We start from the raw sequence: 22,883 nt of genomic DNA on the forward strand, positions 1-22,883 counted from the left end.
AGGCCGCATCGGTCCGGACGGGTGAAGGCTTGAGCTGGCTTCTGGAGGAGTTCACCGGTCGCGTCACGGGAGTCATCGGCGCCGTGCTGGTGTCGCGGGACGGGCTGAAGATGGCGGTGTCGGGTTTGGGCTCCGACCGGGCAGACCGGGCAGCCGCGTGGATGTCCAGCTTGCACTCCCTCGCCCGGTCCGCCGCCACCCTTATCGGTGGTCCGGACGGCGGTTTCCGGCAGGCCATCATCGAGGACAACAGCGTCCTGGTGTTCGTCGTGAGCGCCGATCACGCCGCCACGACCGGGACGGGCAGCGAATCCGGCCTGGTCGGTAGCGTCCTCGGCGTCCTGGCCGAGCCCGGGGCCGACCCAGGCGTGGTCGGCTACGAGATGAGTCTGCTGGTCAAGAGCGTTGCCGAACACATGGTCACCGAGACCCGCGGCGGCCGGCACACCGACGGGGACCGGTGACCATGCCGCGACCAGCAGGCCATGACCCGCGCCGCCCTCCAGGCCCCTACGCCATGGCGGCCGTAACCGGACCGAGCGGTGCAGTCGAGTGGGATCAGGCGTGGGAGACCTACGACGCCGAACAGGTGCGCCCCTACGCGATCACCGGTGGGCGGACCCGCCCGCAGCACTCGATGCGGCTCGTGACCCTGCTGGAAGTCGCCGAAGACGCACATGTGCAGGGGCTTGGTCCTGAGTCGTCCCGCGCCGTCGAGCTGTGCCGCGAACGGCCCTGCCCGGTAGCCGAGATAGCCGCCCGCCTCGGTCTCCCCGTCCAGGTCACCAAGATCATCCTCAGTGATCTGATCGACCATGGCGCGCTGGTCATGGCCCTTCCGGGTCCTGGAGCGCCCGACCATCTGCAACTACTGGAGGCGCTGCGTTCTGGCCTGGAAACGAGGCTGTCGGATGTCGCCTGACCGCACGCGGGCCACCGAACCCGGCCAATGCGATTCCGCGCCCTCCCCAGTGAAGATCATCGTCAGTGGCGGATTCGGCGTCGGCAAGACGACCATGATCGGAGCGGTCAGCGAGATCGATCCTCTCACCACAGAGGAACGCCTGACCGTGATCAGCGACGGTGTCGACTCACTCGCCGGAGTGGCGGACAAGACCACCACCACCGTCGCACTGGACTTCGGACGCCTCTCCTTTCCTCAGCAGCAGATGGTGCTGTATCTGTTCGGCACGCCCGGCCAGGACCGGTTCTGGTTCAACTGGGAGGACTTCACCTACGGCGCGGTGGGCGCCGTGGTGCTGGCCGACACCCGTCGACTGCCCGACAGCTTCGGACCGGTCGGCTACTTCGAGCGGCGCGGCATCCCGTTCGTGATCGCGGTCAACGAGTTCGCTGACGCCCCGCACCGCTACTCGCGCGCGGAGGTGCGCCAGGCCCTCGATATCCCCGACACCGTGCCGGTCGTGCGCTGCGACGCCCGTGACGCGCGCTCGGCGATCACCGTCCTGCTCGCCCTGGTCGGCCACGCACTCACCCACCCGCGCGGGCCCGAAAGGCCGCACCAGCTCACGGCCCAGGGAGGACCGGTATGAGGTACGACGCCGACGCTGGCATGTCCGTCCCCACCTGGAATGACACAGCAGAGCAGCGCCTGAAGCTGCTGGCCGAACTCGGCCTGGGGGAGCCGACCGCCGAGTTCGACCGGTTCGCCACTCATATCTCCGGCGCCTTCGCCGCGGGACTCGGCGGACACGGTCAGAACCTGTACGCGATGGTGAATCTGTTTACCGAGGAGGAGCAGACGTTCGTCGGGCTGCACATCCCGCCGGGCATGCGCGCGGTGGACCGGACCATGCGGCCCGATCATGGGTTCTGTCCCGAGATGCTCGACCGCACCAAGGCGCTCATCCTGTCCGATGTGTGCGCCAACCCGCACTTCGCCTCCAATCCTGTGGTCGACAAGCTGGGGGTCCGCACCTACGCGGGCGCACCGCTCATCCATGAGCCGACCGGGGCCGTGCTGGGGACCGTGTGCGTCATTGGCACCGACCCGCTCCCCAAAGAGACTGGCCAAACCTCCCTCGCGCTCATCAAGCGTCACCGTGACGCACTCATGGACGTGCTCGCGCAGCGAGCCGACGCCGGCAGCCATGGGCCAGTGGCGAAGAGCGACTGATGCCAGTCCGCCGCGATGACGTCTGCCGGATCCGACCGTCCGGCAGCAGCTCCAGGAGGAAGGGGATGTTCGTGTTCGAGACCGATGACCACCACAAGCTTCGCCGGACCGTCCGTGAGTTCGGACTCGCCGAGGTCGCGTCCCGGGTCGCTGAGATGGAATCCTCCGCCGTCGTCGACACCGTCCTTCCCGACCTCATCGCCCGGCAGGGATGGATCGGGGTGACCATCCCCCGCCAGTACGGCGGCATGGGCGCCGGTCATCTCGCCAAGACCATCATCATCGAGGAGCTGTCCCGGGTGAGCGGAGCGGCGGGCGCGATCGCGCAGGCTTCTCAGCTCGGCGTCGCCAAGATCTTGCACTTCGGCACCGAACGGCAAAAACAGCAGTGGCTGCCTCCGATCGCCGCCGGCGAGTGTCTGCCCACCATCGCCACCACCGAAGAGGGCTCGGGCGGGCACGTGCTGGGGATGCAGGCCACCGCTCGCCGCGATGGCGACCACTACGTCCTCAACGGCCGCAAGAAGTACGTCGGTAACGCTCACCCCGCGCACGTTCACGGCGCCGTGTTCCGCAGCGCGGCCGAATCGGACGGTTCTCGGAGCTTGATGGCGTTCCTGGTCGAAGCTAGCCGGCCCGGAGTCCGGGTGGAGCCGTACCAGTCCGCTGTGGGCTTGCGCGGGTTCTCCTTCGGCGACGTTGTGTTCGAGGACGTTCGGGTTCCGGCCACTAACCGGCTCGGCGACGAGGGCGACGGCTTGGACGTCGCCTACAGCTCGTCGGTCCTGTACGGGCGCCCCAACTTGACGGCTGTAGCGCTGGGCATCCATCAGGCCATCGTGGACTCGACCGTCGAGTTCGTGACCACCCGAGTCCGCTATGGCGCCCCGTTGGCCGAGCTGCCCACCATCAAGCACAAGCTCGGGCTGATGCGGCACCGGCTGCTCACCGCACGTGTGGCCGCCTACCACGCCGTGCACCTGCTCGACCACGGCGAGCCGTGTGACGACGAGCTGATGAGCGCCAAGTACGGCAACGTCGAGGCGGCGATGGACTCGGCCCGCACCGCGTTGGAGATCCACGCGGCCGCCGGGTTGCGCACCGACCGCGAGGCAGAGCGGTACTACCGCGACGCCGCCTGCGTCTATGCCCCCGCTGGAACCGGAGACATCCAGCTCTTGCGCCTGGCCGAGACCGTTTTGGGCATCGTCCACGGGCCCCAATGGTCGGTGCGGTTCGCGCACCTGACCGCCCTGCGCCCTCCGTCCTCCCGGTCCGAAACCGCGCACGAACCTGCCGCCTGACCTGCGGTGCGGCCCCTGGAAGCGCCGAAGGCCCCCGACCCTGGGGCCGCACCGCCTCCCCTCTCCTTCGTAGAAACCACCGGTCCTATGACTTCACCTGATCTGCTCACGCCGGCCGAGGTGGCGGCGCTGTTCCGCGTCGACCCGAAGACGGTCACCCGATGGGCAAAGGGAAACAAGCTCGCTTCGATCCGGACGGTGGGAGGCCACCGTCGCTACCGGGCCTGCGATGTCTACGCACTGCTGAACGCCGAACGCCGCTCCGACCGGTACGCCCAGATGGAGACGCTGGTCGACGACTACTACGGCGCCGACCCCACCCGCGTGCTGCTGGACCTGGCCGACCGGTACGGCCTCGCCGCCGCCGTCCTTGACCGGACCTGGTTCACCCAGTTCACGCGACGCGACCTCACCGACGACGAGTGGAAACGCATCGCCGCCGAACTCGGCGACTTCAGCAACTCGCTCCAGCAGTCCTGCGCCACCCACCTATTCGACTACGCCTGCACCGTGCTGGACACCGCGGGCGTCCCGCTACCGGACACGACCGCCACCGAACTACCGCTCCTGCCCGCCGCAGCCCGGGAGGGCCAGGGGCCGGGCAGCGGCATCACCGCGCATAGCCCGACACCCGGCGACACGCCCGCCGTATCGCAACTGCCGCTGGTTCCGGACGTCCAGGACACCACGAGGCTTCATCCCGACCCCGACCCGTACGGACCGCTGCCGGAGCAGGCTTCGTCGCGGGGCGCTATTCGGGCTCTCACGTTGGACGAGGTTGACCGGCTGGTGCCGCATTCGGCGCGGGTCTGGAATTACATCCTGGGCGGCGCCGACCACTACGAGGCCGACCGGGACGCCGCCGACACCTTCCAGGAGCTTTATCCCGACCTGGCGCACCTGGTGGTGAGCCAGCGAGGCTTCAAGCGCCAGGCGATCGACTACCTCGCCCGGCAGGGCGTCCGGCAGTTCCTCGACATCGGCCCCGGCCTGCCCTCGCCCAAAGACCTCACCGACACCCACACCGTGGCGATATCGGCGGCCCCCGCCGCCCGAACCGTCTACGTCGACAACGACCCGCTGGTGACCATCCGCATTCAAGAACTCCTCAACGACAACCCCGGCTGCGGCGCGGACCTCGTCCACGCCGACGTCGCCGACACCGAAACCGTCCTGGCCGGCGCCGCCCGTCATCTCGACCTCAGCCAGCCGGTGGCACTCCTGCTGATCGGGGTCATGGGCCACATCGACGACACCGACGACGCGCACGCGGTCGTACGCCGTCTAATGGACGCCCTGGCGGCGGGCAGCTACCTGGCGCTGTCAGACGCCACCCCCACCCGAACCGCGCTCACCTGGGCGCAAGAGACCTACAACGGCACTGGCGCCGCCCCTTACCGGCTCCGCGGCCCCAACCGCATCGCCGAGTTCTTCACCGGCCTGACCCCCGTCCAGCCCGGCCTGGTTCCACCCGAGCTGTGGCGGCCCGGCCAGCCCCCGACAGGGCCCGTCAACACCGACGCGCGATGCGCCGTGGCCAAGACCGTATGAGCCCCGCCCACAGCCCTGCCTCGTCTCGCTCGAAGGAGTCCACGCGATGACCCACCTGCGCCTCAGCTACGTCAACATCGAACATGGCGGCCGGACCGACGCCGGCTACTCCTCCTACTCCGGTGACGGCGGCCCCTACGACTACACCAAGGTCACCGGGATGTTCCACGATGGCGACTGGCCCGACATAGCCGTGATCGGTGAGGGCGACCGCTACGAGCTGAACGGGATGGAGGGCGCCTACGAGGCCGCCGCCGCGCTACGGGAGGCGGGCGGGCCCGCATACGTCCCCCACCCGTGCTCGCTGCCTCGCGAGTGGGGCATGTTCGCGCCCGTCATCTACGTCGACCCCACCAAGGTCGTGGTCCGGCGGTTCTACTCCCACCGGCTGCCCGACTTCGCCTCGCGGAACCGCAACCTGCTGCTGTTCACCCTCCCCGGACGTCGCGACCCGTTCCGGATCGCCGTTTCGCACGGCGACATCTACTCCGGCGATACCCGGCTCGCCGACAACCGGCGGTTCGATCGGCTCGCCGATCCCGCCATCCCGTGCGCGCTGCTGGGCGACTGGAACACCGTCCCCAGCGGCCCGCACTTCGAGCCGACCGACATGAACAAGCCCGGCCTGCACAACCCGCGCGCGATCAACTACCGCGTCCAGTGGGAAGGTGGCCCCCGCCAGGCGGGCCCGCACATCTACGACACCCGCGCCTTGGATGCCCTGGTCGGATGGTGGAATCCCGCCACGCAGGAGCGGGAAGGCGGCGTCGGGTTCCACCACGCCGCCGAACTCGCTCAGAACTTCACCCCGACGCAGATCGAGCGGCCCAACGGCCGTCAGTGCCTGGTCATCGACGGCATCCTCCTCAACGACCCGCTCCGTGACGCCTACGTGCCCGGCTCGTACCGCGTCCACGAATTCCGCGACCCCCAACACCCCGACTCCGACCACAAACGCATCAGCGTGACTGTTGACGCCTAGGTCGATTTAGCCAATTGAACAGGAGGTAAGGAGTCATGACCCGAGCGGACCAAGCGCCGAGGCGCGATGTCGTAGTCGTCGCCTCAGGAGGATTGGACTCCACGACCCTGGCCTACTGGCTGGGCACCGAGGGCTGGAATCTTACGCTGCTTGGCGTTGACTACGGTCAGCGTCACTGCACCGAGTTGTCCTTCCTCAAACGTACCGCCGCAGTGTTGAAGGCGCCGTACGTCCAACTCGAGATTTCGGACTTCGGTAAGCGCCTCGCGGGTACCGCTCTGACCGACGAGCGGGTCGACGTCCCTGCTGGCACCTACACCGACCCGTCGATGAAGGTGACGGTCGTTCCCCACCGCAACGCCCTGCTACTGGACCTGGCGGTGGGGGTCGCGGTCTCGACCAGGGCTGAGGCGGTGGCCTTCGGTGCGCACTCCGGAGATCATCCGATCTATCCCGACTGCCGCCCGGAATTCGTCAAGGCGTACGCCCAGATGGTCGCGGTGTCTAACGAGGGATTCCTGGCCGATGGATTTGAGGTCCTCGCGCCGTTTCTGAACTGGACCAAGGCCGACATCGTCCGCCTCGGTGCCGAGGTGGGCGTGCCGTTCTCCGACACCTGGTCGTGTTATCGCGGGGGGCCCAGGCACTGCGGGGAGTGCGGCACATGCACGGAGCGCAAAGAGGCATTCGTCTTGGCGGGTGTGGGAGACCCCACCGAATACATCGACTCAGGCCAGGACTGACCAAATCTGGAACATGTGACGTGCGGTATCGAGTCCGCACTTCCCAGGAGGCTCACATGTACGAGATCGCGAAAACGTTCACTTTCAGCGCCAGCCATCGGCTGGCGGGGCTGCCGGACGGGCACAAGTGCCGACGGCTTCACGGTCACAACTACACCGTCCAGATTCGCCTCAGCGCCGATGACTTGGACGACCACGGGTTCGTCGCGGACTTCGCCGAGCTGGACCGCGCCGCACGGTGGCTCCGCGAGAACCTCGACCACCGTCACCTCAACGACGTGATGGATGGACCCCCGACCAGCGAACGTATCGCCGCGATGGTCTTCAAGCAGTGCGCCGCCAGCCTGCCTGGTCGCTCTCGCCTCCACCTCTCTGCTGTTCGTGTGGCGGAGACGGCAACCACCTGGGCTGAGTACCGGCCCGCCGCCACCGCCCCAAAGACGGAGCCGGGACGATGACGAGCAGGGCCGCTGATCAAGATCTTCTGGTTTCGGAGATCTTCGGGCCGACGTTCCAGGGCGAAGGACCGTCCCTCGGTGAAGTCGCCGTCTTCCTGCGGCTCAGCCGATGCCAGCTGAACTGCTCATGGTGCGATACGCCCTACACCTGGGACGCCCGACGCCATGACCTGTCGGCCGAAACCCGCCGGTTGAGCCAGTCCCAGGCACTGGACGAGGTCCTCGCCCGTCCCGCGCCGCTCGTGGTGATCAGCGGTGGTGAACCGTTGTTGCAGCAGGACCGGCTTGTCTGGCTGATCGACATGTGCCGTACCCGCAAACGGCGAGTCGAGATCGAGACCAACGGCGCCATCGTGCCGAGCAGGGGCATCCTCGCGGCCGCCCGGGGCTTCAACGTTTCCCCGAAGCTCGCCAACTCCGGTGTACCGGTCGAGCGCAGGATCAACCCCGAAGCCCTGCGGACGTTCGCTAAGTCCGACAAGGCCGTGTTCAAGTTCGTGGTCGACACGCCAGACGACCTCGCCGAGGTCGCCGAGCTTGAGACCACGTACGGGCTGGCGCCGATCTGGGTGATGCCGCTGGGCGTCACGACGGACCAGGTACTACGCCGAGCCCAAGACCTCGCGGAAGACGTCCTAGCGCACGGCTGGAACCTGACGCCTCGGCTACATGTCCTGTTGTGGGGCGATGTCCGTGGCCGGTGACAACAGTGGAGCCGGACCTGAGCGGGGCCGTCTTTCCCCTCGTCCCGGGCCGCGCGTGTTGGGATGCGAGCCCCTGGATGAAGAAGGCGAAGGGAGCGTTCCTACCGCCCAGGCGAGTATGACGATAACCCACAGAGGACCGCAATCCCACTCGCTCATGCCATTTCTCGGCACACGATTTCTGGTTCGGGCGCTGCGCGAAGGAGGGCGACGGCGATCAGCTCCGGGCGCGGACGACGTGACTTGGGCCGATTACCGACGCGACGCCGGCATGCGCATACCCCTGTTGGCGCGCGCCCTGCGGGAGGGCACCTGGCGACCCGGCCCGGTCCGTCCGGTGCCCTTCAACACCTACACCGGTAAGCACCTGCCGTGCGTGATCCCCACCGTCGAGGATCGGATCGTTCAGCGTGCGCTGCGCAACGCGGTGGAGCCCATTCTGGACGCCTACGCCTTCGCCGATTGGGTCTCGGGCTACCGGGCACGCCGTAACCGCATCACGGCGCTCCGGCACGCGATGACTTATCACTCGGCGGGATTCAGGTGGGTCGCGGACGTTGACGCCGAGCGTGTCTCGTTCGGCTCGGACGCCGCAGAGGTGACCGATTGGCTCGCCGACTACGTCCATGACGGAACCTTCCTCGACCGCTTCCGCACGGCGGTCGCGGGCATGCCCTGGCCGATGGCTCCGGGAAGCGGACTCGCGCCCACACTGATCAACCTCCGCCTGGTCCGAGCGGATCAGATGCTGACCGACCTGCGCATCGTGCGGTTCACCGACAACTACTGCGCTTTCGCCCGGAACCGCGAGGAGTCCGAGGACGCGTTCACCCGGATCACCGAGGCCCTCGCAGAGATCGACCTGGCGGCGAACACGGCCAAGAGCCGGATACGTCCGGACGCGTGCGTCGAAGACCTCTTCCTCATCGGCGGCTGAATCGTGTGCGAAGGAGGACGAAGTATGGGCGTGAACTGGGTTCTCGTCCCCGGAGGATGCTGTCGCTACGGTGATGAAGGACGGCCCCTGGACATCCCCTCGCTCTACTGGACGGAAGCGCCGATCACGGTCGGTCAATTGGGGCTGCCCGGCGAGCCCGGCCTTCCCGTCACCGAGATCCCCCAGCACGAGGCGGCCTCCATCGCCGCACGGTTCGGTGGTCGGCTGCCGAGATCGAGCGAGTGGGAGTGGATGGCGGCCGGACCACAGCGGCGCCGGTACCCCTGGGGCGAGCGGCCCTGGACGCCGGAGCTGGCCAACCTCCGAGACTCGGGCCGGGATACGCCCACGCCCGTCACGGCGCACCGACAGGGCGCGACACCGGACGGAGTCCGCGACGTCGCCGGCAACGTCTGGGAGTGGACCGGAACGCGCGTCATGGGCAACGGCTACGTGATCAGGGGCGGCTCGTTCGACTCGCCGGCCCTCTACGCCCAGTGCACCTTCCTCAACGCGGCCCCGGCCGAGCTGCGCTCGCGGGGCATCGGCGTACGGGTGGTGCGCGAGCCGTGAGCACGTCATCCCGGAGCCTCGCCCCTCCCTTGGTGATCGCGGGATGTTCCCGCCGGAAGTGCGCTACCAGGAAGCCCGTTCCGGCTTTGGAACTGTACGAGGGCGGATGTTTTCCGCAGCTGCGGCATCGCGTCCAGGCCCATCCGGCGCTCGGTGCTCGCACCAGAATCCTGTCGGCCGAGTACGGGCTCATCATGGCCGACAGGCTGGTGATGCCGTACGACCGCGTCCTCACCGAATGCCGTGCCGCTGAGCTTCGTCCGCGGGTGACGGAGACGCTGCGGCTCGACGTCGAGATGTCAGGGCCGCCGGAGGCCGTTCTCGTAGCGGCGGAACCCATCTACCAGGGCCTCATCATCGGCGCGCTCACCGCACAGAACATTCGTCCGTGCCTCCACCTGGTCGATGACGCTCGGGACTGGGCCGCGTTCTCCGCCGTTCTCGATACCTGGGGCTGGTCATGACCGAGTCACTGCGGAACGCGTTGCGGCGCCGCGGCAACGAGAACAAGCGCGTCATGGAGGGCTTCGAGGCCCTGACCGGTGACCCGTGGCACGCACCGGCCACAGCGGGGCCCGCGACCGGTCGGCGTCTGTCCGTGGTGATTCCCGCCCACAACGTCGGCCACTGCCTCCGGTCCGTCCTCGACGCCCTGGCGGCCCAGACGGACAGGGGAGGGTTCGAGGTCATCGTCGTGGACGATGCCAGTACCGACGAGACCGCCGCCATTGCCAGGACCCATCCGGCGGTCACTCGGCTCGTCCGAATCAAGGAACGCTCCGGAGCCGCCACAGCGCGCAACATCGGGACGGCGCTCGCCGTGTCGGAGACGATCCTGTACGTCGACGCGGACATGCTGCTGCCCGAACACGTGATCGCGGATTTCTCGGCTCGTGCCGCGGGCAACCTCGTGCTCGTCGGCTTCCGCCACAACCTTCCGTTCGGCGACCGACGCGGAGTCCTGCTTGCCGGGACGAGACCCGTTCTGGAAGGAGATCACCGAGTCCGGTGGAGGCCGCCGGTCGGACGGCGGCTGATGTACTCGGGGCTCGTTCTCGACAAGCCGCTCGACGGCCGCCCGCTCGACGATACGGAAGACTTCCGCGACCTCGGATTCGGTCGCACGTACTACGACTGGGACCTGCCGCGAATGGCCGTCACCGCCCTGCTCGGCGTCCCACGCGGGGCCGTCCTGGACGTGGGCGGCTTCGATTCGGAGTTCGGCCGGATCGGCTGGGGCATGGAGGACACCCACCTCGGCGCGAAACTCATCGCCGCCGGCCTGTTGGTCGTGCCGCTCCGCCAGGCCGTCGGGTTCCACCTGGACCCGCCGGATGCCGCGGCGCAATGGGAGGCCAAGCTCGCCGCCTGGCCCAGGACCCTCGACCGGTACCGGCGCCTGCTGGAACTTCCCGCCCCCGCTGGCCGCGCAACCGAGTTCACCGCCTACGCCAATGCCCTGCGCCCACGATGCGAGGTGCTGCGATGAAGACCGCCCGGTTCAGCGCCGCCGAACGCGGCCAGTCGACACTCGTGCACGATCCCGCCACGGGTCTCACACATCTGTCCGAGGAGAGCATCCCGGCCGGCCGGGTGGTCCTCGACCCCCGCCTGGTCTCTAGTCTTCCGGTGGTCGTCCCGCGCGATCACCACGGCGATTTCCCGCTGAGTGTCTGCTGGTCTCCCATCATCCGCTGCAATCTGCACTGCCCGCATTGCCTGGACGACAAGACCGTCCCTGAAGCCGGACCGTCCGAGCGCGCGCGCATTGCCGAAGTGATCGGGGCCGCCGGTGTACTCGGGGTGGACATCTCCGGTGGAGAACCCCTGCTCCTCGGTGATCTCGCCGACCTGTCGCGCCTCCTCAGCCGCCGGGGCTCCGTCGTCAGCGTCACCACCAATGGATGGCATCTGCGGCGCCGCGCCGCCGCTCTGGCGGAGCACATCGACGCCGTACGGGTGAGCCTGGACGGCCCAGCCGCCTTAGTACACGACGTCTGGCGCGGAGAGGGGTCCTTCTCCCGAGCTGTGGAGGGGATCCGTGCCGCGGTGACCGCTGGCATGAGAGTTCAGATTCAGACCGTGCTCATGGGCTCGACCAGGCGCTTCGCGCAAGAGGTTGTGCACCTGGCCGCTGAACTCGGAGTAAACGGGGTCACGTTCCTGCAAATGCTGCCGATCGGCGAAGGCACCCGCCTCGGCCCTTCGGAGATGCTCACCGATGAGGCGGCGCGGGAACTTGTTCGCGAACTGGCCGTTCCGTCGCCGACGACCGTGCGTCTGCGCACTCGTGGTGACGCGGGAGGCTTCACGGTCGTCCGCGCCGATGGCCGGATCTGGCGGAACGGCTACCCAGCGGAAGGGATCTCGGGGCTTCGTCCTCTGCGCATCGCCGATGACCTCGCACTCACCGGTCCGGACGGATCGGCATGAACGACATGGCGAGACGGGTGTTCGAGCACCGGGCTGTGTGGCGACTCACCCTCCCCGCCTACCAGGCCGGTGTGGAGCTCCTCGCCGAAGCCGCGCTTGCTCGGCTCGGTGGAATCGGGGCCATCGTCGGAATCGCCAACGGTGGGCGAGCGCCGGCATCCGCGATCGCGGGCAAGGTGGGGGCGCCCGCGGTCGCCGTCACAGCCCGTCATAACCCCGACGACACCACCTACTGCCAGGCCACCGGCCAAGTCCAGTGCGACTTCGCCTCCTTCATTCCGCTGATGGGCAGTCCGGGGCCCTTCCTGGTCGTAGACGACATCTGCGGCACCGGCGCCACGCTGGCCGCCGTGGTCGAGATTCTTACTTGGCTCACCGAACCCGAAGCCAAGATCTGCACAGCCACGCTTTGCCGGAACGTCGGGGCCCCACCGGGAACGCCGGATCTCCATGTATGGAGTGTCGCTGATTGGGTTGTTTTCCCCTGGGAGCCGGATCACCCCGACGAGCACGACAGGACGCTTCCGGTGCCCACGGAGGTGAACAGCTCGTGATCGGCCGCACTACGAGCCCCCGGGTTGCCTTCGTTCTCGTGTCGTACGCGCCCGACACCCCAGCGGGCATGGAGAGGGCAACCGGTGCGCTCGCCATGGGGTTGCACGCCATGGGGTGCCGGACGATCATCATCACCGCGTCCGCCAACCTCGCACCGTCCCCGGACACCATCCGGCTCCAGAGCCTGCGGGTCGAGTTCCCCATGGACGATGCCGCTCTCAGGAAGGCCATCGTCAGGGAGTCCCACACGATCCGGTCCGAACTCGGCCGCATCCTCACGCGCGAGGCGATCGACATTGTTGTCTACGTCGACGCTCTCTGGGGGCTGGGCTGCATCATGCCCGATCACCACGCCAGGAGGGTCTTGGCGGTCCATGTCCTTGGTCACCGTGAGGACATGGACCCCGCGATCGGCCGTGCGGACCGCGTCATCGCACCATCTCCCGCGTTGATCGGCGATGCCGCAGCTCGCGGATACAGGGCCGATTCCTGGCGGGTAGTGCCCAACGCCCTGCTTCACGAGCGGATCCCCGCCGATGTGGGGGAGCGGGAACGGCTTCGGCGCGAGGGCCCGTTCCGCACGCTCGCGCGTCCGGCACTCAACAAGGGGGTTCTCGACTTACTGAAATCCGTACCCGCCGGTCTTGATCGGCCTGCTCACATGATGTTGGCCGCCGCTCCGTTCGACACTGACCACGAGACACAGCAGTCGATCGTCGACCGCTGCGTGCGGGCATGCGTTCCACCGACCCAGTTGTCCGTCCGGCGGCTTTCCTGGGCGCAGGCCCCTGCCTGGCTCGCGAAAGCAGCCGTCGTGCTCGTGCCCTCGCACGCGGAGAGCTTCGGACTGGTGGCGCTTGAGGCGATGAACGCCGGGACCCCCGTCGTGGCCTACGACGTGGGGAACCTTCCCGATCTGATCGGCACCGGCGACGACGCTGGAGGAACCCTGGTCGAGCGCGAGGCCGGTCCCCGCGCGCTGTGGCGAGCCGCCTTGGCTCTCGTCCAGGACCGGGTAACGTATCTGCACACGTCACGGGCTGCGTACTACCGTTCACGGGACTTCCGGCCCACCTCGATCGCTGAGCACTTCTTGAAAGCGGTGTGGTGAATGGAAGTTCCACTGTTGCTTGTCGACGGCCACAACCTGGTGTTCCGAGCCGCCTACGGATTCCCGGCGCCGATCTTCTCCCGCGACAAGACACGAGACCTGACGGGCATCTTCGGATTCTTCGCGCTTCTGCGCGTCGCGATCCGTGACGAGATCCCCGCGCCACCAGAGGTCATCGTGGTGTTCGACGGCCAGGAGGGCTCCACCGCCCGCAAGGAAGCCGACGATGGCTACAAGGCCAACCGGCCCACCGACGAGGACGCGCTCAAGCCGATCCTCGCCCTGCCGGAGGTCAAACGCGGCCTGGACGCCTACGGGCTCCCCTGGATCGAGATCGAGGACGCCGAAGCCGACGACGTGATCGCCACCCTCGTCCACGCGACTCCCGGCCGCGACCGGCTGATCATGTCCATGGACAAGGACTTCTACCAACTGCTCGACATCCCGGGAGCACGCGTTCTCAACACGGCCATGCGTTCGGGAAGGCGACTCATCGGCCCTGATCAAGTACAAGAACGCCATGACGTCACACCCACCCAGTGGCCGTGCTTCCGGGCACTGTGCGGCGACCCTTCCGACAACATCCCAGGCGTCAAAGGCATCGGTGAGAAGACCGCCGCCGCGGTACTCGCCGACGGGTTGAGCGTGGAGGACCTGCCTGAATCCGGGCGCCTGACCGGAGCGAAGGGGCAGCGTATCCGGGACGCCTTCGACCAGGTCGTTGCTTGGCGCGACCTGATCACGGTTCGCTCGGACGTTCAGGTGCCCATGCTTCCGACCGGGCTTCCGAGCCCGGCGCTACCCGCACCCGCCGAGATCGTCGAGAAGCTGGGGCTGTGGTGAGCGGCGGCTCGGCCTGGCCGGACTCCGTGCTCGCCGTCATGGGACATCCCGACGACGCCGAACTGTGGGCAGGCGGCGCGCTCGCGCTGCACGCCGAGCACGGTGCACGCGTGGCGATCGTCGTCGCCTCGCACGGCCCCGTTCGTGACGCTGAGGCAGCCGCCGGAGCGGCCGTCCTGGGCGCCGAGATCCACTCTGTGCCCGAACTGCAAAGCGAGGTCCTCGCCGGGATACTGCGAAGCCTTCGGCCCGAGGTGCTCATCACGCACTCCCTCACGGACACGCATCCCGACCACCACCGCACCGGCCGGACCGTTCTGGAGGCCCTTCCGGATCCCGTGATCGAAACAGGACGGCCCAGACGCGTCTACGGCTGCGAGACCTATAACGGCCTCACGCTCGATGGACCGACCAGCCCCGGAACCATCATCGACGTCAGCAGCACCTTCGCCAAGAAAAGGCGAGCCCTCAGCGTCCACAACTCCCAGCCCATCGAAGATCACTTCGGCCCCATGGCCGAGACCCTCGCCCGGCTCTGGGGCGCCCGTATCGGGGTCGCGTACGCCGAACAGTTCACCCCGATCCCCGTGCTCGGAAGGCTGCCCTCCATCTCCCACCTGTGACCAAGAACAGCCGGAGGCCCCGTGCCCAGCCATCTCCTCGAATCCGCCACCTACGAATACGGCCGGATCACCGCCGACGCGCAGCTCGCCCGGATGGCCGAGGTCGTCACCACGGGAAGGCTCGCGGCTATCGGCGGCACCCAGGTGCCCGAACTCGAACGCCTCGCCGCCTTCAGGACCGGACGTGCCCAAGCCTTGGCGGTATCCAGCGCGACCGCCGGCGTCGAGCTGGCCCTGCGAGCCCTCGGGGCCGCGCCTGGCGCCGAGGTAGTGATTCCTGCCCTCGGCTGGGTATCGGTCGGAGCCGCTGCCAGCGCTACCGGGGCAGCCGTCCGGGTCGTCCCCGTCACGTCGAATCTCACGCCGTCATGGGATGGTCTGGAGCCCCTCATCGGCTCGGCCACGAAGGCCGTCGTCGTGGCCCACCTGAGAGGGATGCCCGCGACCGAGATAGAACGCATAGCCGTTGAACTGCGGGAACGTGGTATCCCGCTGATCGAGGACTGCGCGCAGGCATGGGGCGTACGGAGCGTCGATGGCAGAGCGGCAGGCGCACGCGGAACCGTCGCCGTCTTCTCCTGCCAGGCGTACAAGCTGATCGCGGCGGGGGAAGGCGGGCTCGTACTCTGCGACGACCCGGAACTGATGGCCCGCATGAGATCCCTTTCCGGGGATACACGGATGGCGACAGAGCGCGCTATCTGGAGAGGTAACGTCCGGATGAGCGAACCCGCCGCCGCGCTCGCCATCCCGCAGCTACAGAAGCTCGATCAGCTGATGGCCATGCTCCGCCCCCTCCAGTTCAAGGTCGCGGAACTCTTCGCGAAAGCCACTGTCGCCGAGCGAGTCTTGCCCACCGCCGGAGAATCGGCGGGCAGTAACGGCACGCACGTCGGGACGTTCTGGTCGTCGGCGGAATCGGCTCGCCGACTATGGGCCGGCCTGTACGCCGCCGGGCTCCGCGGCTGGCATCCGGCGGCTGGAGACCTGCACGTCCAGGACGCGTGGCCGGTGCGGTCGGACGGGGCTTCCATCGCGATGGACCGGTACATCGATGTGCAGATTCCAGTTCTGGACCCGTCTGAGCACGACGCGTTCTTGAGGCTCCTTCAAGAAGCCGCCGAAGAAGCGGGTCTGCTGCTGCCCGCCGGAGGCCGATGATGAAGGACCCCGTGCGCTGCGCGATCGTCGGCTGCGGCGCCGTGGCCGACGAGTACGTCCGGACGCTCGAGGGGAGCGCTTTGGTCGACGTCGTCGCTTGCGTCGACGTCGACATGGAACGTGCCCGTGCGTTCGCCGCACGGCACCGCGTCCCCCATGCCCTCGGGTTGGACGAGACGCTCGAAGAGGGCTACGCCGAGCTTCTGATCGTCCTTACGCCACCGGGCACACACATCGCCGTGGCGCAGGCCGCCGTCAGGTCGGGAACCTCGGTCTACGTCGAGAAGCCGCTCGCACTGACCGGTGATGACGCAGCCGGCCTGCTCACCCTCGCCGACCGCCACCAGGTGCTGGTCGGCGGCGCACCCGACACCTACCTCGCCCCACCGGCGGCCAGCGCGCTGACCGCCATCGCGCAAGGGCGAATCGGGAAGCCGACGGCCGCCTCGGCGGCACTACTCACCGCCGGACCCGAACGATGGCATCCAGAACCTGAAGGCTTCTACGAGCCCGATCTGGGTCCGCTGGCGGACATGGGCCCCTACTACCTGTCCCAACTCGTCCACCTTCTCGGTTCCATCGCGCAAGTGGACGCCGCCACCGGTACCACCGTGGCACGGCGAACGATCCGGTCGGGAAACCGAGCCGGCCAGGTCTTCCGCACCAAGGCGTTCACCCATGTCGAGGCCGTCCTTCGATCGGCGGCAGGTGTGACCATCGCACTCACTGTGAGTAGCGATGTCCAGGCAAGCACCCGCCCGCATCTCGAGATCTACGGAAGTGAGGGCACCTTGGTTCTCCCGGACCCGAACTTCCATCAGGGGACAGTACGGATCCGGTGCCGCGACCAGAGCGGGTGGACGGATCTCCCCACGGGCGCGGAGCGGTCGGGCCACCCGGTCGGCCGGGGCATGGGCGTGCTCGAACTCGCTGCCGCGCTCCGCACGGCGGAACCACATCGAACGACGGGATGTCAGGCCCTGCACGTCTGCCGGATTCTGGACGCCATTCGCGAAGCCGCTGTGACAGGCGCTTCCGTGCAGGTCACGTTAGATCGGCCGAGCGTCTCCACACGGAGAGCGGCCCCATGACCCCCCTGCGGGCCTACCCCGCGGTCGCAGACGCCTGGAAGCCGCTCGCCTCCTACCTGGGTGAGAGGTTCGACCCCGCCCTCACCAACCCTCAGGTACTCCGACGGTTCCTGGATCAGGAGTGGGCACGGCTGCGCCCGCACTTCTACCAGCGCAGCGTCGGCTACCTCTACGATCTCACCCTGTTCCACTACAGCGGCGCCAAGGACGGCTTCTTCCAGACGCTCATCGATTTCGCCGGCGAGCATGGACTCACCGGCATCGCCGACGTCGGCTGCGGCATCGGGTTGGACGCCCAGGTACTCCTCGGCCGCGGGTACGACCTCCACGCTTACGATCTGCGTAACCCGAGCCTCGCCTACGCGAGATGGCGGATCGCCGAGGAAGTGGGCGTCAGCGACCGGGTCTTCGAGATGTCGGAGTTGGGGCAACGTCGCTACGAACTGGCCTACGCGGTAGACGTGCTCGGGCATGCGTCAGATCCGGCCGCGCTGATCGATCGCCTCTTCGCCGTCGCGGACCACGTCGCCGTGAACATGCTTCCGCACGACGCGCGACATCGCTTCGGCTCCGCCGATCTACATCCAGGGCTGAACCACGCTCAGATCCTTCCTCAGCTCAATTACCGGGGCGACCTGGTGAGGCTGGCAGTCAGTGGAGAAAATACGGTCTCCATATGGAGGACGCGCTACAGATAGAGCGCACTCAAGATGCACGGGGCGGAGAGCCGTCCATGCGCCTGAGACGGCTTACGGCGGATGAAAATCGGGATGCTTGACAAACCGATTCGAGCTGTTCCTTGATGGTGGCCGGTTCGCCACGCAAATTCGCCGCTCATCGGAACGCGGCGGCGCGGCGGCCGATCAGGAGGATTCAAGGAATGCCGAGATTCAACCTCGAACCCACGGCCTCGGTTATGGGCGCGTCGATGTCGTGGCGACGCGTCTTCCCAGGGCGGGCGGACCAGATTCCACTGGCGCGCCAGTTCGCAATGTTCCTGTTCGCCGAGACCTCGATCGCCTCGGACGTGGGCTTCGTGGTGACGGAGCTGGCGTCCAACGCGGTACGTCACACCCGGTCGGGCCAGCACGGAGGCCAGTTCACCGTCGAGCTGGTGCTCGGCGGCCTGGCCTACGTGGGCGTCAGCGACCTCGGCGGCGGCGGATACCCCATGGTGAGGCACGACCCCCTCGACGGTCTGCTCGAGAGCGAAGGCGGGCGTGGCCTGCGGGCGGTCTCCCAGCTCGCCGCGATGCTGGGCGTCCATGGAAGCCCGGCCGAGGGTCACACCGTCTGGGCGGACCTGATCTGCGTCGAAAAGCCGTACGAGGACCAGCCGCTGGTCACGCCGGTGAACCCTGCCGCATAGGGCGGGACCAGCCTGTCCATAGCAGGCTGGTCCCGCCCTTCAAAGGCTAGGGCCAAGCCCAGGTCCCGTCCGCTCCTTGGCCAGGTGCGGGCGGGACCTTTGCTCGTCCACAGCGGATGAACTGGTGGGGCCGGTCGGGGGTGTGACCGGGGGCGCAACCGGGGGGTTGCCTATGGGCACCCCCGCCTTGCACCACCGTTGGCGCAGGTCAGCCCGTGCCTCGAGTGACGCGGCGGTACACCCGGATACCCCCGAAGGGGGACATGCATGGGGCGTAGCCGTTCACGGCGGACCTCGCTCAATTCCAAGGTCCAAATCGATTTTTATCGCCTATCCAGGCAAGTAATTAAGTTCGGGTGGACGCCGGCGGCGCGCTGCCATGCGGCCGCGCTATTGATGCCTTGGCGAGAAGTTCGCGCCGCGCCCAGTGTGAGTCGATGCCCCGAATGGGCGAGGCTGAGCGTCGAACTTTGGCGGAATGTCGCCCGAGGTCGTGTGCCCCAGCCGGGGTGACGTCGCGACTTTCGGACGGATTATTAAATTTCTGTTTACTGAGGTAAGCCTCTCCAGTCGTCCCGGTGACGAAATTGGTCGGCGCTCCGTGTTGCATTCGTCGTGACGTCAAGCAATGGTCGTTATGGCGGACGACGCCGGGCGGGAAAGTCCCGCCGAATCGGCCGCCAATCGGGAGGCAGAAACAATGGCGAACATCATCACCACCGCGACCGCTGACACGGCCACCACCGCCCCGGCGGACGGCGCGGCGGACGGACGTCCGACCGGGGCGGCCGGTGCGGTGTGGGACGCGCTGAACGCCGCGCCGGACGGTGCGACGGTGACGGCGCTGGCCGAGGCGTCCGGGGTCAGCCGCGCGACCGTGACCAAAGCCCTGAACGCGTTCGCGGACGCCGGACGCGCGGTCCGGGCGGCCGGTGAGGGCACCGGTCGGGGCCGCGCGCCGGACGTGTGGTCGCCGGTCGCCCCCACGGCCACCACCGACGGCGGTGACACCACCCCGTCCGCCCCGGCGGACGACACGGCCACCGACACCACGACGGCACCGGACGCCACCGGGGCGGGCGTCATCTCAGCGGACACCCTCGCTACCGCGATGCAGGTCCTGTCGGACGAGGCCGACCGGCGGGCGGCGGCGGCCGAGGCGCTGCGCAAGGCGCAGGACGAGGAGGCCGAACGGCGCGCGCGGGTCGACGCCGAGCTGCGCAAGGCCGAGCAGCGCGAAACCGCCCGCGTGATCCTGACCGACCTGCTGAGCACGGTCACCACCACCCTCGCCGCGATCGCGGCCGACGACGACGAGGGCATCACGAGCGGCATGGAGGACATCGCGCGCTATGCCGGTAGCGTCCGGCGCACCACGCGCGCCACCACCGGCACCCGGACGGGTACCGGGACGCGGACGCCGCGCGTGACCGGCGACCGTGGCGCGCCGTCGCCCCTACGGCCCCTGGTCGCCGGGCACCTGAACGCGTTCCCCGACCTGGAGTTCACGCCCAGCGAGATCGCCAAGGTCCTGGACCGGTCATCCGGGGCCGTCGCCAACGCCCTCGACACCCTCGTCGGGCGGGGCGAGGCGGTCCTGACCAACGAGCGCCCCCGCCGGTTCCGCGCGGCCACAACGGCGACCACGGCCGCCAACGACGCGGACCCCGGTGACGACGACGCGGACAGCACGACCGCCGCGTGACCCGTAGGGCGGGGCGGACGGGTGACGGCCCGTCCGCCCCGTCATGACTCGGGGTCTCACGACCCCCACCGCAATGAGGTTGTCATGACGAAGGGAACGCTACATGTCCGGTGACGAGACCGGTACGACCTCGAACGACACGGAACACGACCCCTACGACGAGGTGTTCGTCCTGCTCGGGTGGGCATGGGACGTCGCGCGAGCCGCACGGGCGGCCGCCCGCCACCCGGTCACGCGCGCGAACGTGTCAGACATCGGCGCGCTCGGCGCACTCATCCGTATCGATCACGATTACGCGGAGACGGTTGATCTGTCCCGCCCGCTGCTGGCCGTTCCGCTTCCCGAGGTGCGGACGCCGATCGTGATCGACGGGTGGCACCGGATCCACAAGGCGCGGCAGACCGGCGTCACCGAGTTGCCGGTCATCTTCCTGGATGCCGACGACGAGCGCGCGTGCCGCCTCATGGGCGGCGGCATCAAACGCGCCTGGTAGACCGGCAGGAACATCACACACAGCACCGCGCACGAGGGGCCCGGGTAGGCGGAACGCCACCCGGGCCCCGTGCGCGCCGCCGGGCGTGCGGGCCCCGTGCGCGCCGCCGGGCGTGCGGGCCCCGTGCGCGCCGCCGGGCGTGCGGGCCCCGTGCGCGCCGCCGGGCGACGCACAAGCAAGGGGGCGGGGACCTGGTAGGTCCCCGCCCCGTGTTCCGAGGGCTGTTCCCTACTTGTTCAGCTGGTCATGTTGGTAAGAGGGATGCGGTAGGGCTGGAGGTCTCCGTGTACGGACGCGTCAGCGAGGTTGATCCAGAAGACGCCCGGTTCGTCTGGGCCGAGATGGTCGACGAGTTGGAACGTGCCGCCTTCGCGCCATGCCTGGGTGGTGAAGAGCGTCGCGTGGAAGGCGTACGCCTTGGCGTCGGCGGTGTCGCGGGCGAGGCGCTCCTCAGTAACCGGGAATCCCACGGAGGGTGGGGTGTGGGGGTAGAGGATAAGCGCGGTCCAGGTGAGGCTTCCAGCCCAGGCTCGGTGGTCGGGCGTCAGGCCGGGGCGGAAGGGCAGGACGCCGACCTGTCCGAGGTCCAGGTTGAGGGTGACCTCGGCGTCCTCTGGGCTGATCAGGCTGGCCTGGGCCAGCGGTTCGACCAGCCGTGTGACCTCCCGGGCGAGGTGGTCGGGCGCGGTTGGTGTCTTCTGAGTGTCGTGGGGGCGGCCGGTGTGCTCCATGGGCGTTGTGCTCCTTCGGCTAGGTGGTGCCGGGCACGGGTGTCCCCCTCGTGCCGGTGGTCCGGTTCCGGACGGAACCGGGGCGTCATTGACCGCCACCTCGCGTGTCAAGGGCAAGGTCGGCGTGAGCTCGCCGCTGTATCCCGGCGGCAGGGGGAACTTCTCCGTGCGGCGGCGAGATCGCCCTGGGCAAGGGCCCTGCTCATAAGGAGGCCGGCGGGGAGGTGACGGCCGTCCCGCCTGGACTCGAGCTATCGGTGGCCGGGGTCCGTGCGCGCCGTCCGGTGGCCGAGGCCATTGGCCATTGAGTCGTATTCGCCATATAGGCCAACAGAAGAGAGAACAGATGGTCTGTATGAGATAGATCGACCTTTGCTTCCATTTTCATTTTCGGCCATGCGGCATCTGTTGGAGTGGAGGGTTAGTGGTCGCGGTAAGACAATGGAGGTTGTTTGCCTATTCAACATTGCAAGGAATGGGGTAAAACTGAAATGGGGAATGTGGTGTTCCTTGTGGCTAATCTGGGGAATGATTTCCGTTATTGGCAATCCAGTGACTGCCTCAGGGGTGGCAATGTCCGCTTGAACGGTCAATATATTATCCTTTGTGTAACTCTAGCGAGGGTCTATGTATTGGGGTGGGCGTGATATTTTGTGGGCTTGATGTTTTGGCAAGGATAGGCCCTAAAATTAAAGAATGGAGATTGATTTGAAGCGATTGCCTCTGGGGGGCTTGCCTTATTGAAATAGGAGGACAGGTTTGATTAATCTAATGACCTTGGGTGGCTCGCTCTTCTTGGGGGTCGTTTTGTGGGCTCGGCGTTCAGGGTGGGAGCTTGATCATGCCTCTGACCTGGTTCTATGTAGCAAGGCGGGAGTGGTTGGTCCATAAATGATCATGGTTTGATCCCCTGTGTGACCTGTCCAGGTACGGAGTTGGGTGGCGTCGTTGGGTGGCTGCTGGCAGGGGCCAGGTTGTGCTTCTCGTACATCTCCACTGGCCGCCGAGATCCTGTTATCATCCAGTCATGAATAAGAACTTTGGGCGCCTGTTGCGCAACTACCGGAACGATGCTGGACTGACGCAGTCGGAGGTTGCTGAACGTGTGGGCGTGAAGCAGGTAACCGTTTCGAGGTGGGAACTGGGCAAGGTGTGGCCAGACCCTGATCAGGTGCAGGCGCTCGCGCTGATCTTCAACGTCACCTACAAGCACCTCGTGGTTCAGCAGACAGGCCTGGCATCTGAAGTGGAGCAGGCAATTTTGGCGGACGCAGCCATGACCCCCAAGGAGCAGGATGCGCTGTTGGCGCACTACGCAGCAGTGACGTCTCGAAACTCTGCGACGATTGCGGAGATCTTGCGCGAGGAAGAGTAGGAGG

Annotated in this window: 27 protein-coding genes and 1 pseudogene; 27 read left to right on the forward strand and 1 reads right to left on the reverse strand. The window is 67.6% G+C overall.

Features of this window, described 5'->3' with window-relative positions:
- Positions 1 to 29 precede the first annotated feature (29 nt).
- The 26 genes and pseudogenes from SM611_RS31795 to SM611_RS31920 all read left to right on the forward strand — a co-directional run bounded on the left by SM611_RS31795 (position 30) and on the right by SM611_RS31920 (position 20,773).
- The gene (locus tag SM611_RS31795) at positions 30 to 464 is read left to right on the forward strand and encodes a roadblock/LC7 domain-containing protein (protein ID WP_371954014.1); all 435 of its coding nucleotides are present in this window, start codon (positions 30 to 32) and stop codon (positions 462 to 464) included.
- 53 nt (positions 465 to 517) lie between these two features.
- Positions 518 to 922 (forward strand): DUF742 domain-containing protein, encoded by a 405-nt coding sequence (locus tag SM611_RS31800; protein ID WP_371954015.1) that lies wholly within the window; start codon positions 518 to 520, stop codon positions 920 to 922.
- Positions 912 to 1,553, forward strand: coding sequence for a GTP-binding protein (locus SM611_RS31805; RefSeq protein WP_371954016.1), 642 nt, complete (start codon positions 912 to 914; stop codon positions 1,551 to 1,553). The genes SM611_RS31800 and SM611_RS31805 overlap by 11 nt, the downstream gene beginning before the upstream one ends.
- On the forward strand, positions 1,550 to 2,137 hold the full coding sequence (locus tag SM611_RS31810; RefSeq protein ID WP_371954017.1) for a GAF domain-containing protein: 588 nt from the start codon (positions 1,550 to 1,552) through the stop codon (positions 2,135 to 2,137). The genes SM611_RS31805 and SM611_RS31810 overlap by 4 nt, the downstream gene beginning before the upstream one ends.
- A gap of 65 nt (positions 2,138 to 2,202) precedes the next feature.
- Complete coding sequence (locus tag SM611_RS31815) at positions 2,203 to 3,441, forward strand: acyl-CoA dehydrogenase family protein (RefSeq protein WP_371954018.1); 1,239 nt, start codon at positions 2,203 to 2,205, stop codon at positions 3,439 to 3,441.
- A gap of 87 nt (positions 3,442 to 3,528) precedes the next feature.
- A pseudogene (locus tag SM611_RS31820) lies at positions 3,529 to 3,687 on the forward strand (BldC family transcriptional regulator); the annotation flags it as partial.
- A gap of 33 nt (positions 3,688 to 3,720) precedes the next feature.
- Positions 3,721 to 4,992, forward strand: a complete 1,272-nt coding sequence (locus SM611_RS31825; protein WP_371954052.1) for an SAM-dependent methyltransferase — start codon at positions 3,721 to 3,723, stop codon at positions 4,990 to 4,992.
- 46 nt (positions 4,993 to 5,038) lie between these two features.
- Positions 5,039 to 5,974, forward strand: coding sequence for a hypothetical protein (locus SM611_RS31830; RefSeq protein WP_371954019.1), 936 nt, complete (start codon positions 5,039 to 5,041; stop codon positions 5,972 to 5,974).
- A 35-nt stretch (positions 5,975 to 6,009) separates the two neighbouring features.
- Positions 6,010 to 6,717 carry a 7-cyano-7-deazaguanine synthase QueC gene (gene queC, locus SM611_RS31835; protein WP_371954020.1) on the forward strand — a complete coding sequence of 236 codons (708 nt, stop codon included), beginning with the start codon at positions 6,010 to 6,012 and terminating at the stop codon, positions 6,715 to 6,717.
- Between the two features lie 56 nt (positions 6,718 to 6,773).
- Positions 6,774 to 7,175: a 6-carboxytetrahydropterin synthase QueD gene (gene queD, locus SM611_RS31840; RefSeq protein ID WP_371954021.1), complete on the forward strand. Its 402-nt coding sequence runs from the start codon at positions 6,774 to 6,776 to the stop codon at positions 7,173 to 7,175.
- The gene (locus SM611_RS31845) at positions 7,172 to 7,879 is read left to right on the forward strand and encodes a 7-carboxy-7-deazaguanine synthase QueE (protein ID WP_371954022.1); all 708 of its coding nucleotides are present in this window, start codon (positions 7,172 to 7,174) and stop codon (positions 7,877 to 7,879) included. The genes queD and SM611_RS31845 overlap by 4 nt, the downstream gene beginning before the upstream one ends.
- Positions 7,880 to 8,216: 337 nt before the next feature.
- Positions 8,217 to 8,816, forward strand: coding sequence for a reverse transcriptase domain-containing protein (locus tag SM611_RS31850; RefSeq protein WP_371954023.1), 600 nt, complete (start codon positions 8,217 to 8,219; stop codon positions 8,814 to 8,816).
- Between the two features lie 24 nt (positions 8,817 to 8,840).
- Positions 8,841 to 9,389: a formylglycine-generating enzyme family protein gene (locus SM611_RS31855; RefSeq protein ID WP_371954024.1), complete on the forward strand. Its 549-nt coding sequence runs from the start codon at positions 8,841 to 8,843 to the stop codon at positions 9,387 to 9,389.
- Positions 9,390 to 9,421: 32 nt separating this feature from the next.
- Complete coding sequence (locus tag SM611_RS31860) at positions 9,422 to 9,853, forward strand: DUF6884 domain-containing protein (protein ID WP_371954053.1); 432 nt, start codon at positions 9,422 to 9,424, stop codon at positions 9,851 to 9,853.
- 53 nt (positions 9,854 to 9,906) lie between these two features.
- A complete protein-coding gene (locus SM611_RS31865) occupies positions 9,907 to 10,878 on the forward strand; it encodes a glycosyltransferase family 2 protein (protein WP_371954025.1) in 972 nt (323 codons plus the stop codon).
- Positions 10,875 to 11,822, forward strand: coding sequence for a radical SAM protein (locus SM611_RS31870; protein WP_371954026.1), 948 nt, complete (start codon positions 10,875 to 10,877; stop codon positions 11,820 to 11,822). The genes SM611_RS31865 and SM611_RS31870 overlap by 4 nt, the downstream gene beginning before the upstream one ends.
- A complete protein-coding gene (locus SM611_RS31875) occupies positions 11,819 to 12,376 on the forward strand; it encodes a phosphoribosyltransferase (RefSeq protein WP_371954027.1) in 558 nt (185 codons plus the stop codon). Before SM611_RS31870 ends, SM611_RS31875 begins: the two co-directional genes overlap by 4 nt.
- The gene (locus SM611_RS31880; RefSeq protein ID WP_371954028.1) at positions 12,373 to 13,488 is read left to right on the forward strand and encodes a glycosyltransferase family 4 protein; all 1,116 of its coding nucleotides are present in this window, start codon (positions 12,373 to 12,375) and stop codon (positions 13,486 to 13,488) included. Before SM611_RS31875 ends, SM611_RS31880 begins: the two co-directional genes overlap by 4 nt.
- Entirely contained in the window at positions 13,489 to 14,331 is an 843-nt protein-coding gene (locus tag SM611_RS31885) for a 5'-3' exonuclease (protein WP_371954029.1), read from the forward strand. It abuts the gene before it with no gap.
- Entirely contained in the window at positions 14,325 to 14,954 is a 630-nt protein-coding gene (locus tag SM611_RS31890) for a PIG-L deacetylase family protein (protein ID WP_371954030.1), read from the forward strand. Before SM611_RS31885 ends, SM611_RS31890 begins: the two co-directional genes overlap by 7 nt.
- 21 nt (positions 14,955 to 14,975) lie before the next feature.
- Complete coding sequence (locus tag SM611_RS31895) at positions 14,976 to 16,115, forward strand: aminotransferase class I/II-fold pyridoxal phosphate-dependent enzyme (RefSeq protein ID WP_371954031.1); 1,140 nt, start codon at positions 14,976 to 14,978, stop codon at positions 16,113 to 16,115.
- Positions 16,112 to 17,206: a Gfo/Idh/MocA family protein gene (locus SM611_RS31900; protein WP_371954032.1), complete on the forward strand. Its 1,095-nt coding sequence runs from the start codon at positions 16,112 to 16,114 to the stop codon at positions 17,204 to 17,206. The genes SM611_RS31895 and SM611_RS31900 overlap by 4 nt, the downstream gene beginning before the upstream one ends.
- The gene (locus tag SM611_RS31905) at positions 17,203 to 17,904 is read left to right on the forward strand and encodes a class I SAM-dependent methyltransferase (protein ID WP_371954033.1); all 702 of its coding nucleotides are present in this window, start codon (positions 17,203 to 17,205) and stop codon (positions 17,902 to 17,904) included. Before SM611_RS31900 ends, SM611_RS31905 begins: the two co-directional genes overlap by 4 nt.
- Before the next feature lie 182 nt (positions 17,905 to 18,086).
- Positions 18,087 to 18,575 (forward strand): ATP-binding protein, encoded by a 489-nt coding sequence (locus SM611_RS31910; RefSeq protein ID WP_371954034.1) that lies wholly within the window; start codon positions 18,087 to 18,089, stop codon positions 18,573 to 18,575.
- Positions 18,576 to 19,275: 700 nt separating this feature from the next.
- Positions 19,276 to 20,280, forward strand: a complete 1,005-nt coding sequence (locus tag SM611_RS31915) for a hypothetical protein (RefSeq protein WP_371954035.1) — start codon at positions 19,276 to 19,278, stop codon at positions 20,278 to 20,280.
- Positions 20,281 to 20,383: 103 nt separating this feature from the next.
- Positions 20,384 to 20,773 carry a ParB N-terminal domain-containing protein gene (locus SM611_RS31920; protein ID WP_371954036.1) on the forward strand — a complete coding sequence of 130 codons (390 nt, stop codon included), beginning with the start codon at positions 20,384 to 20,386 and terminating at the stop codon, positions 20,771 to 20,773.
- 236 nt (positions 20,774 to 21,009) lie between these two features.
- On the opposite strand, the gene SM611_RS31925 is transcribed toward SM611_RS31920, so the two are convergent.
- Entirely contained in the window at positions 21,010 to 21,504 is a 495-nt protein-coding gene (locus SM611_RS31925) for a hypothetical protein (RefSeq protein ID WP_371954037.1), read from the reverse strand.
- A gap of 1,027 nt (positions 21,505 to 22,531) precedes the next feature.
- Between SM611_RS31925 and SM611_RS31930 the strand changes: the two genes are divergently transcribed.
- Positions 22,532 to 22,879 carry a helix-turn-helix transcriptional regulator gene (locus tag SM611_RS31930; protein ID WP_371954038.1) on the forward strand — a complete coding sequence of 116 codons (348 nt, stop codon included), beginning with the start codon at positions 22,532 to 22,534 and terminating at the stop codon, positions 22,877 to 22,879.
- Positions 22,880 to 22,883: the final 4 nt, after the last annotated feature.

The organism is Actinomadura monticuli, from assembly GCF_041463655.1.
In the GTDB taxonomy this organism is placed as follows: domain Bacteria; phylum Actinomycetota; class Actinomycetes; order Streptosporangiales; family Streptosporangiaceae; genus Spirillospora; species Spirillospora monticuli.

Bases quoted from the DNA above. Each gene is read 5' to 3' on its own strand.
- SM611_RS31885 (WP_371954029.1), top strand. From the start codon at position 13,489: ATGGAAGTTCCACTGTTGCTTGTCGACGGCCACAACCTGGTGTTCCGA.
- SM611_RS31875 (WP_371954027.1), top strand. From the start codon at position 11,819: ATGAACGACATGGCGAGACGGGTGTTCGAGCACCGGGCTGTGTGGCGA.
- queC (WP_371954020.1), top strand. From the start codon at position 6,010: ATGACCCGAGCGGACCAAGCGCCGAGGCGCGATGTCGTAGTCGTCGCC.
- SM611_RS31855 (WP_371954024.1), top strand. From the start codon at position 8,841: ATGGGCGTGAACTGGGTTCTCGTCCCCGGAGGATGCTGTCGCTACGGT.
- SM611_RS31870 (WP_371954026.1), top strand. From the start codon at position 10,875: ATGAAGACCGCCCGGTTCAGCGCCGCCGAACGCGGCCAGTCGACACTC.
- queD (WP_371954021.1), top strand. From the start codon at position 6,774: ATGTACGAGATCGCGAAAACGTTCACTTTCAGCGCCAGCCATCGGCTG.
- SM611_RS31825 (WP_371954052.1), top strand. From the start codon at position 3,721: ATGGAGACGCTGGTCGACGACTACTACGGCGCCGACCCCACCCGCGTG.
- SM611_RS31915 (WP_371954035.1), top strand. From the start codon at position 19,276: ATGGCGAACATCATCACCACCGCGACCGCTGACACGGCCACCACCGCC.
- SM611_RS31800 (WP_371954015.1), top strand. From the start codon at position 518: ATGGCGGCCGTAACCGGACCGAGCGGTGCAGTCGAGTGGGATCAGGCG.
- SM611_RS31805 (WP_371954016.1), top strand. From the start codon at position 912: ATGTCGCCTGACCGCACGCGGGCCACCGAACCCGGCCAATGCGATTCC.
- SM611_RS31925 (WP_371954037.1), bottom strand. From the start codon at position 21,504: ATGGAGCACACCGGCCGCCCCCACGACACTCAGAAGACACCAACCGCG.
- SM611_RS31815 (WP_371954018.1), top strand. From the start codon at position 2,203: ATGTTCGTGTTCGAGACCGATGACCACCACAAGCTTCGCCGGACCGTC.
- SM611_RS31845 (WP_371954022.1), top strand. From the start codon at position 7,172: ATGACGAGCAGGGCCGCTGATCAAGATCTTCTGGTTTCGGAGATCTTC.
- SM611_RS31900 (WP_371954032.1), top strand. From the start codon at position 16,112: ATGATGAAGGACCCCGTGCGCTGCGCGATCGTCGGCTGCGGCGCCGTG.
- SM611_RS31905 (WP_371954033.1), top strand. From the start codon at position 17,203: ATGACCCCCCTGCGGGCCTACCCCGCGGTCGCAGACGCCTGGAAGCCG.
- SM611_RS31910 (WP_371954034.1), top strand. From the start codon at position 18,087: ATGCCGAGATTCAACCTCGAACCCACGGCCTCGGTTATGGGCGCGTCG.
- SM611_RS31830 (WP_371954019.1), top strand. From the start codon at position 5,039: ATGACCCACCTGCGCCTCAGCTACGTCAACATCGAACATGGCGGCCGG.
- SM611_RS31930 (WP_371954038.1), top strand. From the start codon at position 22,532: ATGAATAAGAACTTTGGGCGCCTGTTGCGCAACTACCGGAACGATGCT.
- SM611_RS31810 (WP_371954017.1), top strand. From the start codon at position 1,550: ATGAGGTACGACGCCGACGCTGGCATGTCCGTCCCCACCTGGAATGAC.
- SM611_RS31865 (WP_371954025.1), top strand. From the start codon at position 9,907: ATGGAGGGCTTCGAGGCCCTGACCGGTGACCCGTGGCACGCACCGGCC.
- SM611_RS31920 (WP_371954036.1), top strand. From the start codon at position 20,384: ATGTCCGGTGACGAGACCGGTACGACCTCGAACGACACGGAACACGAC.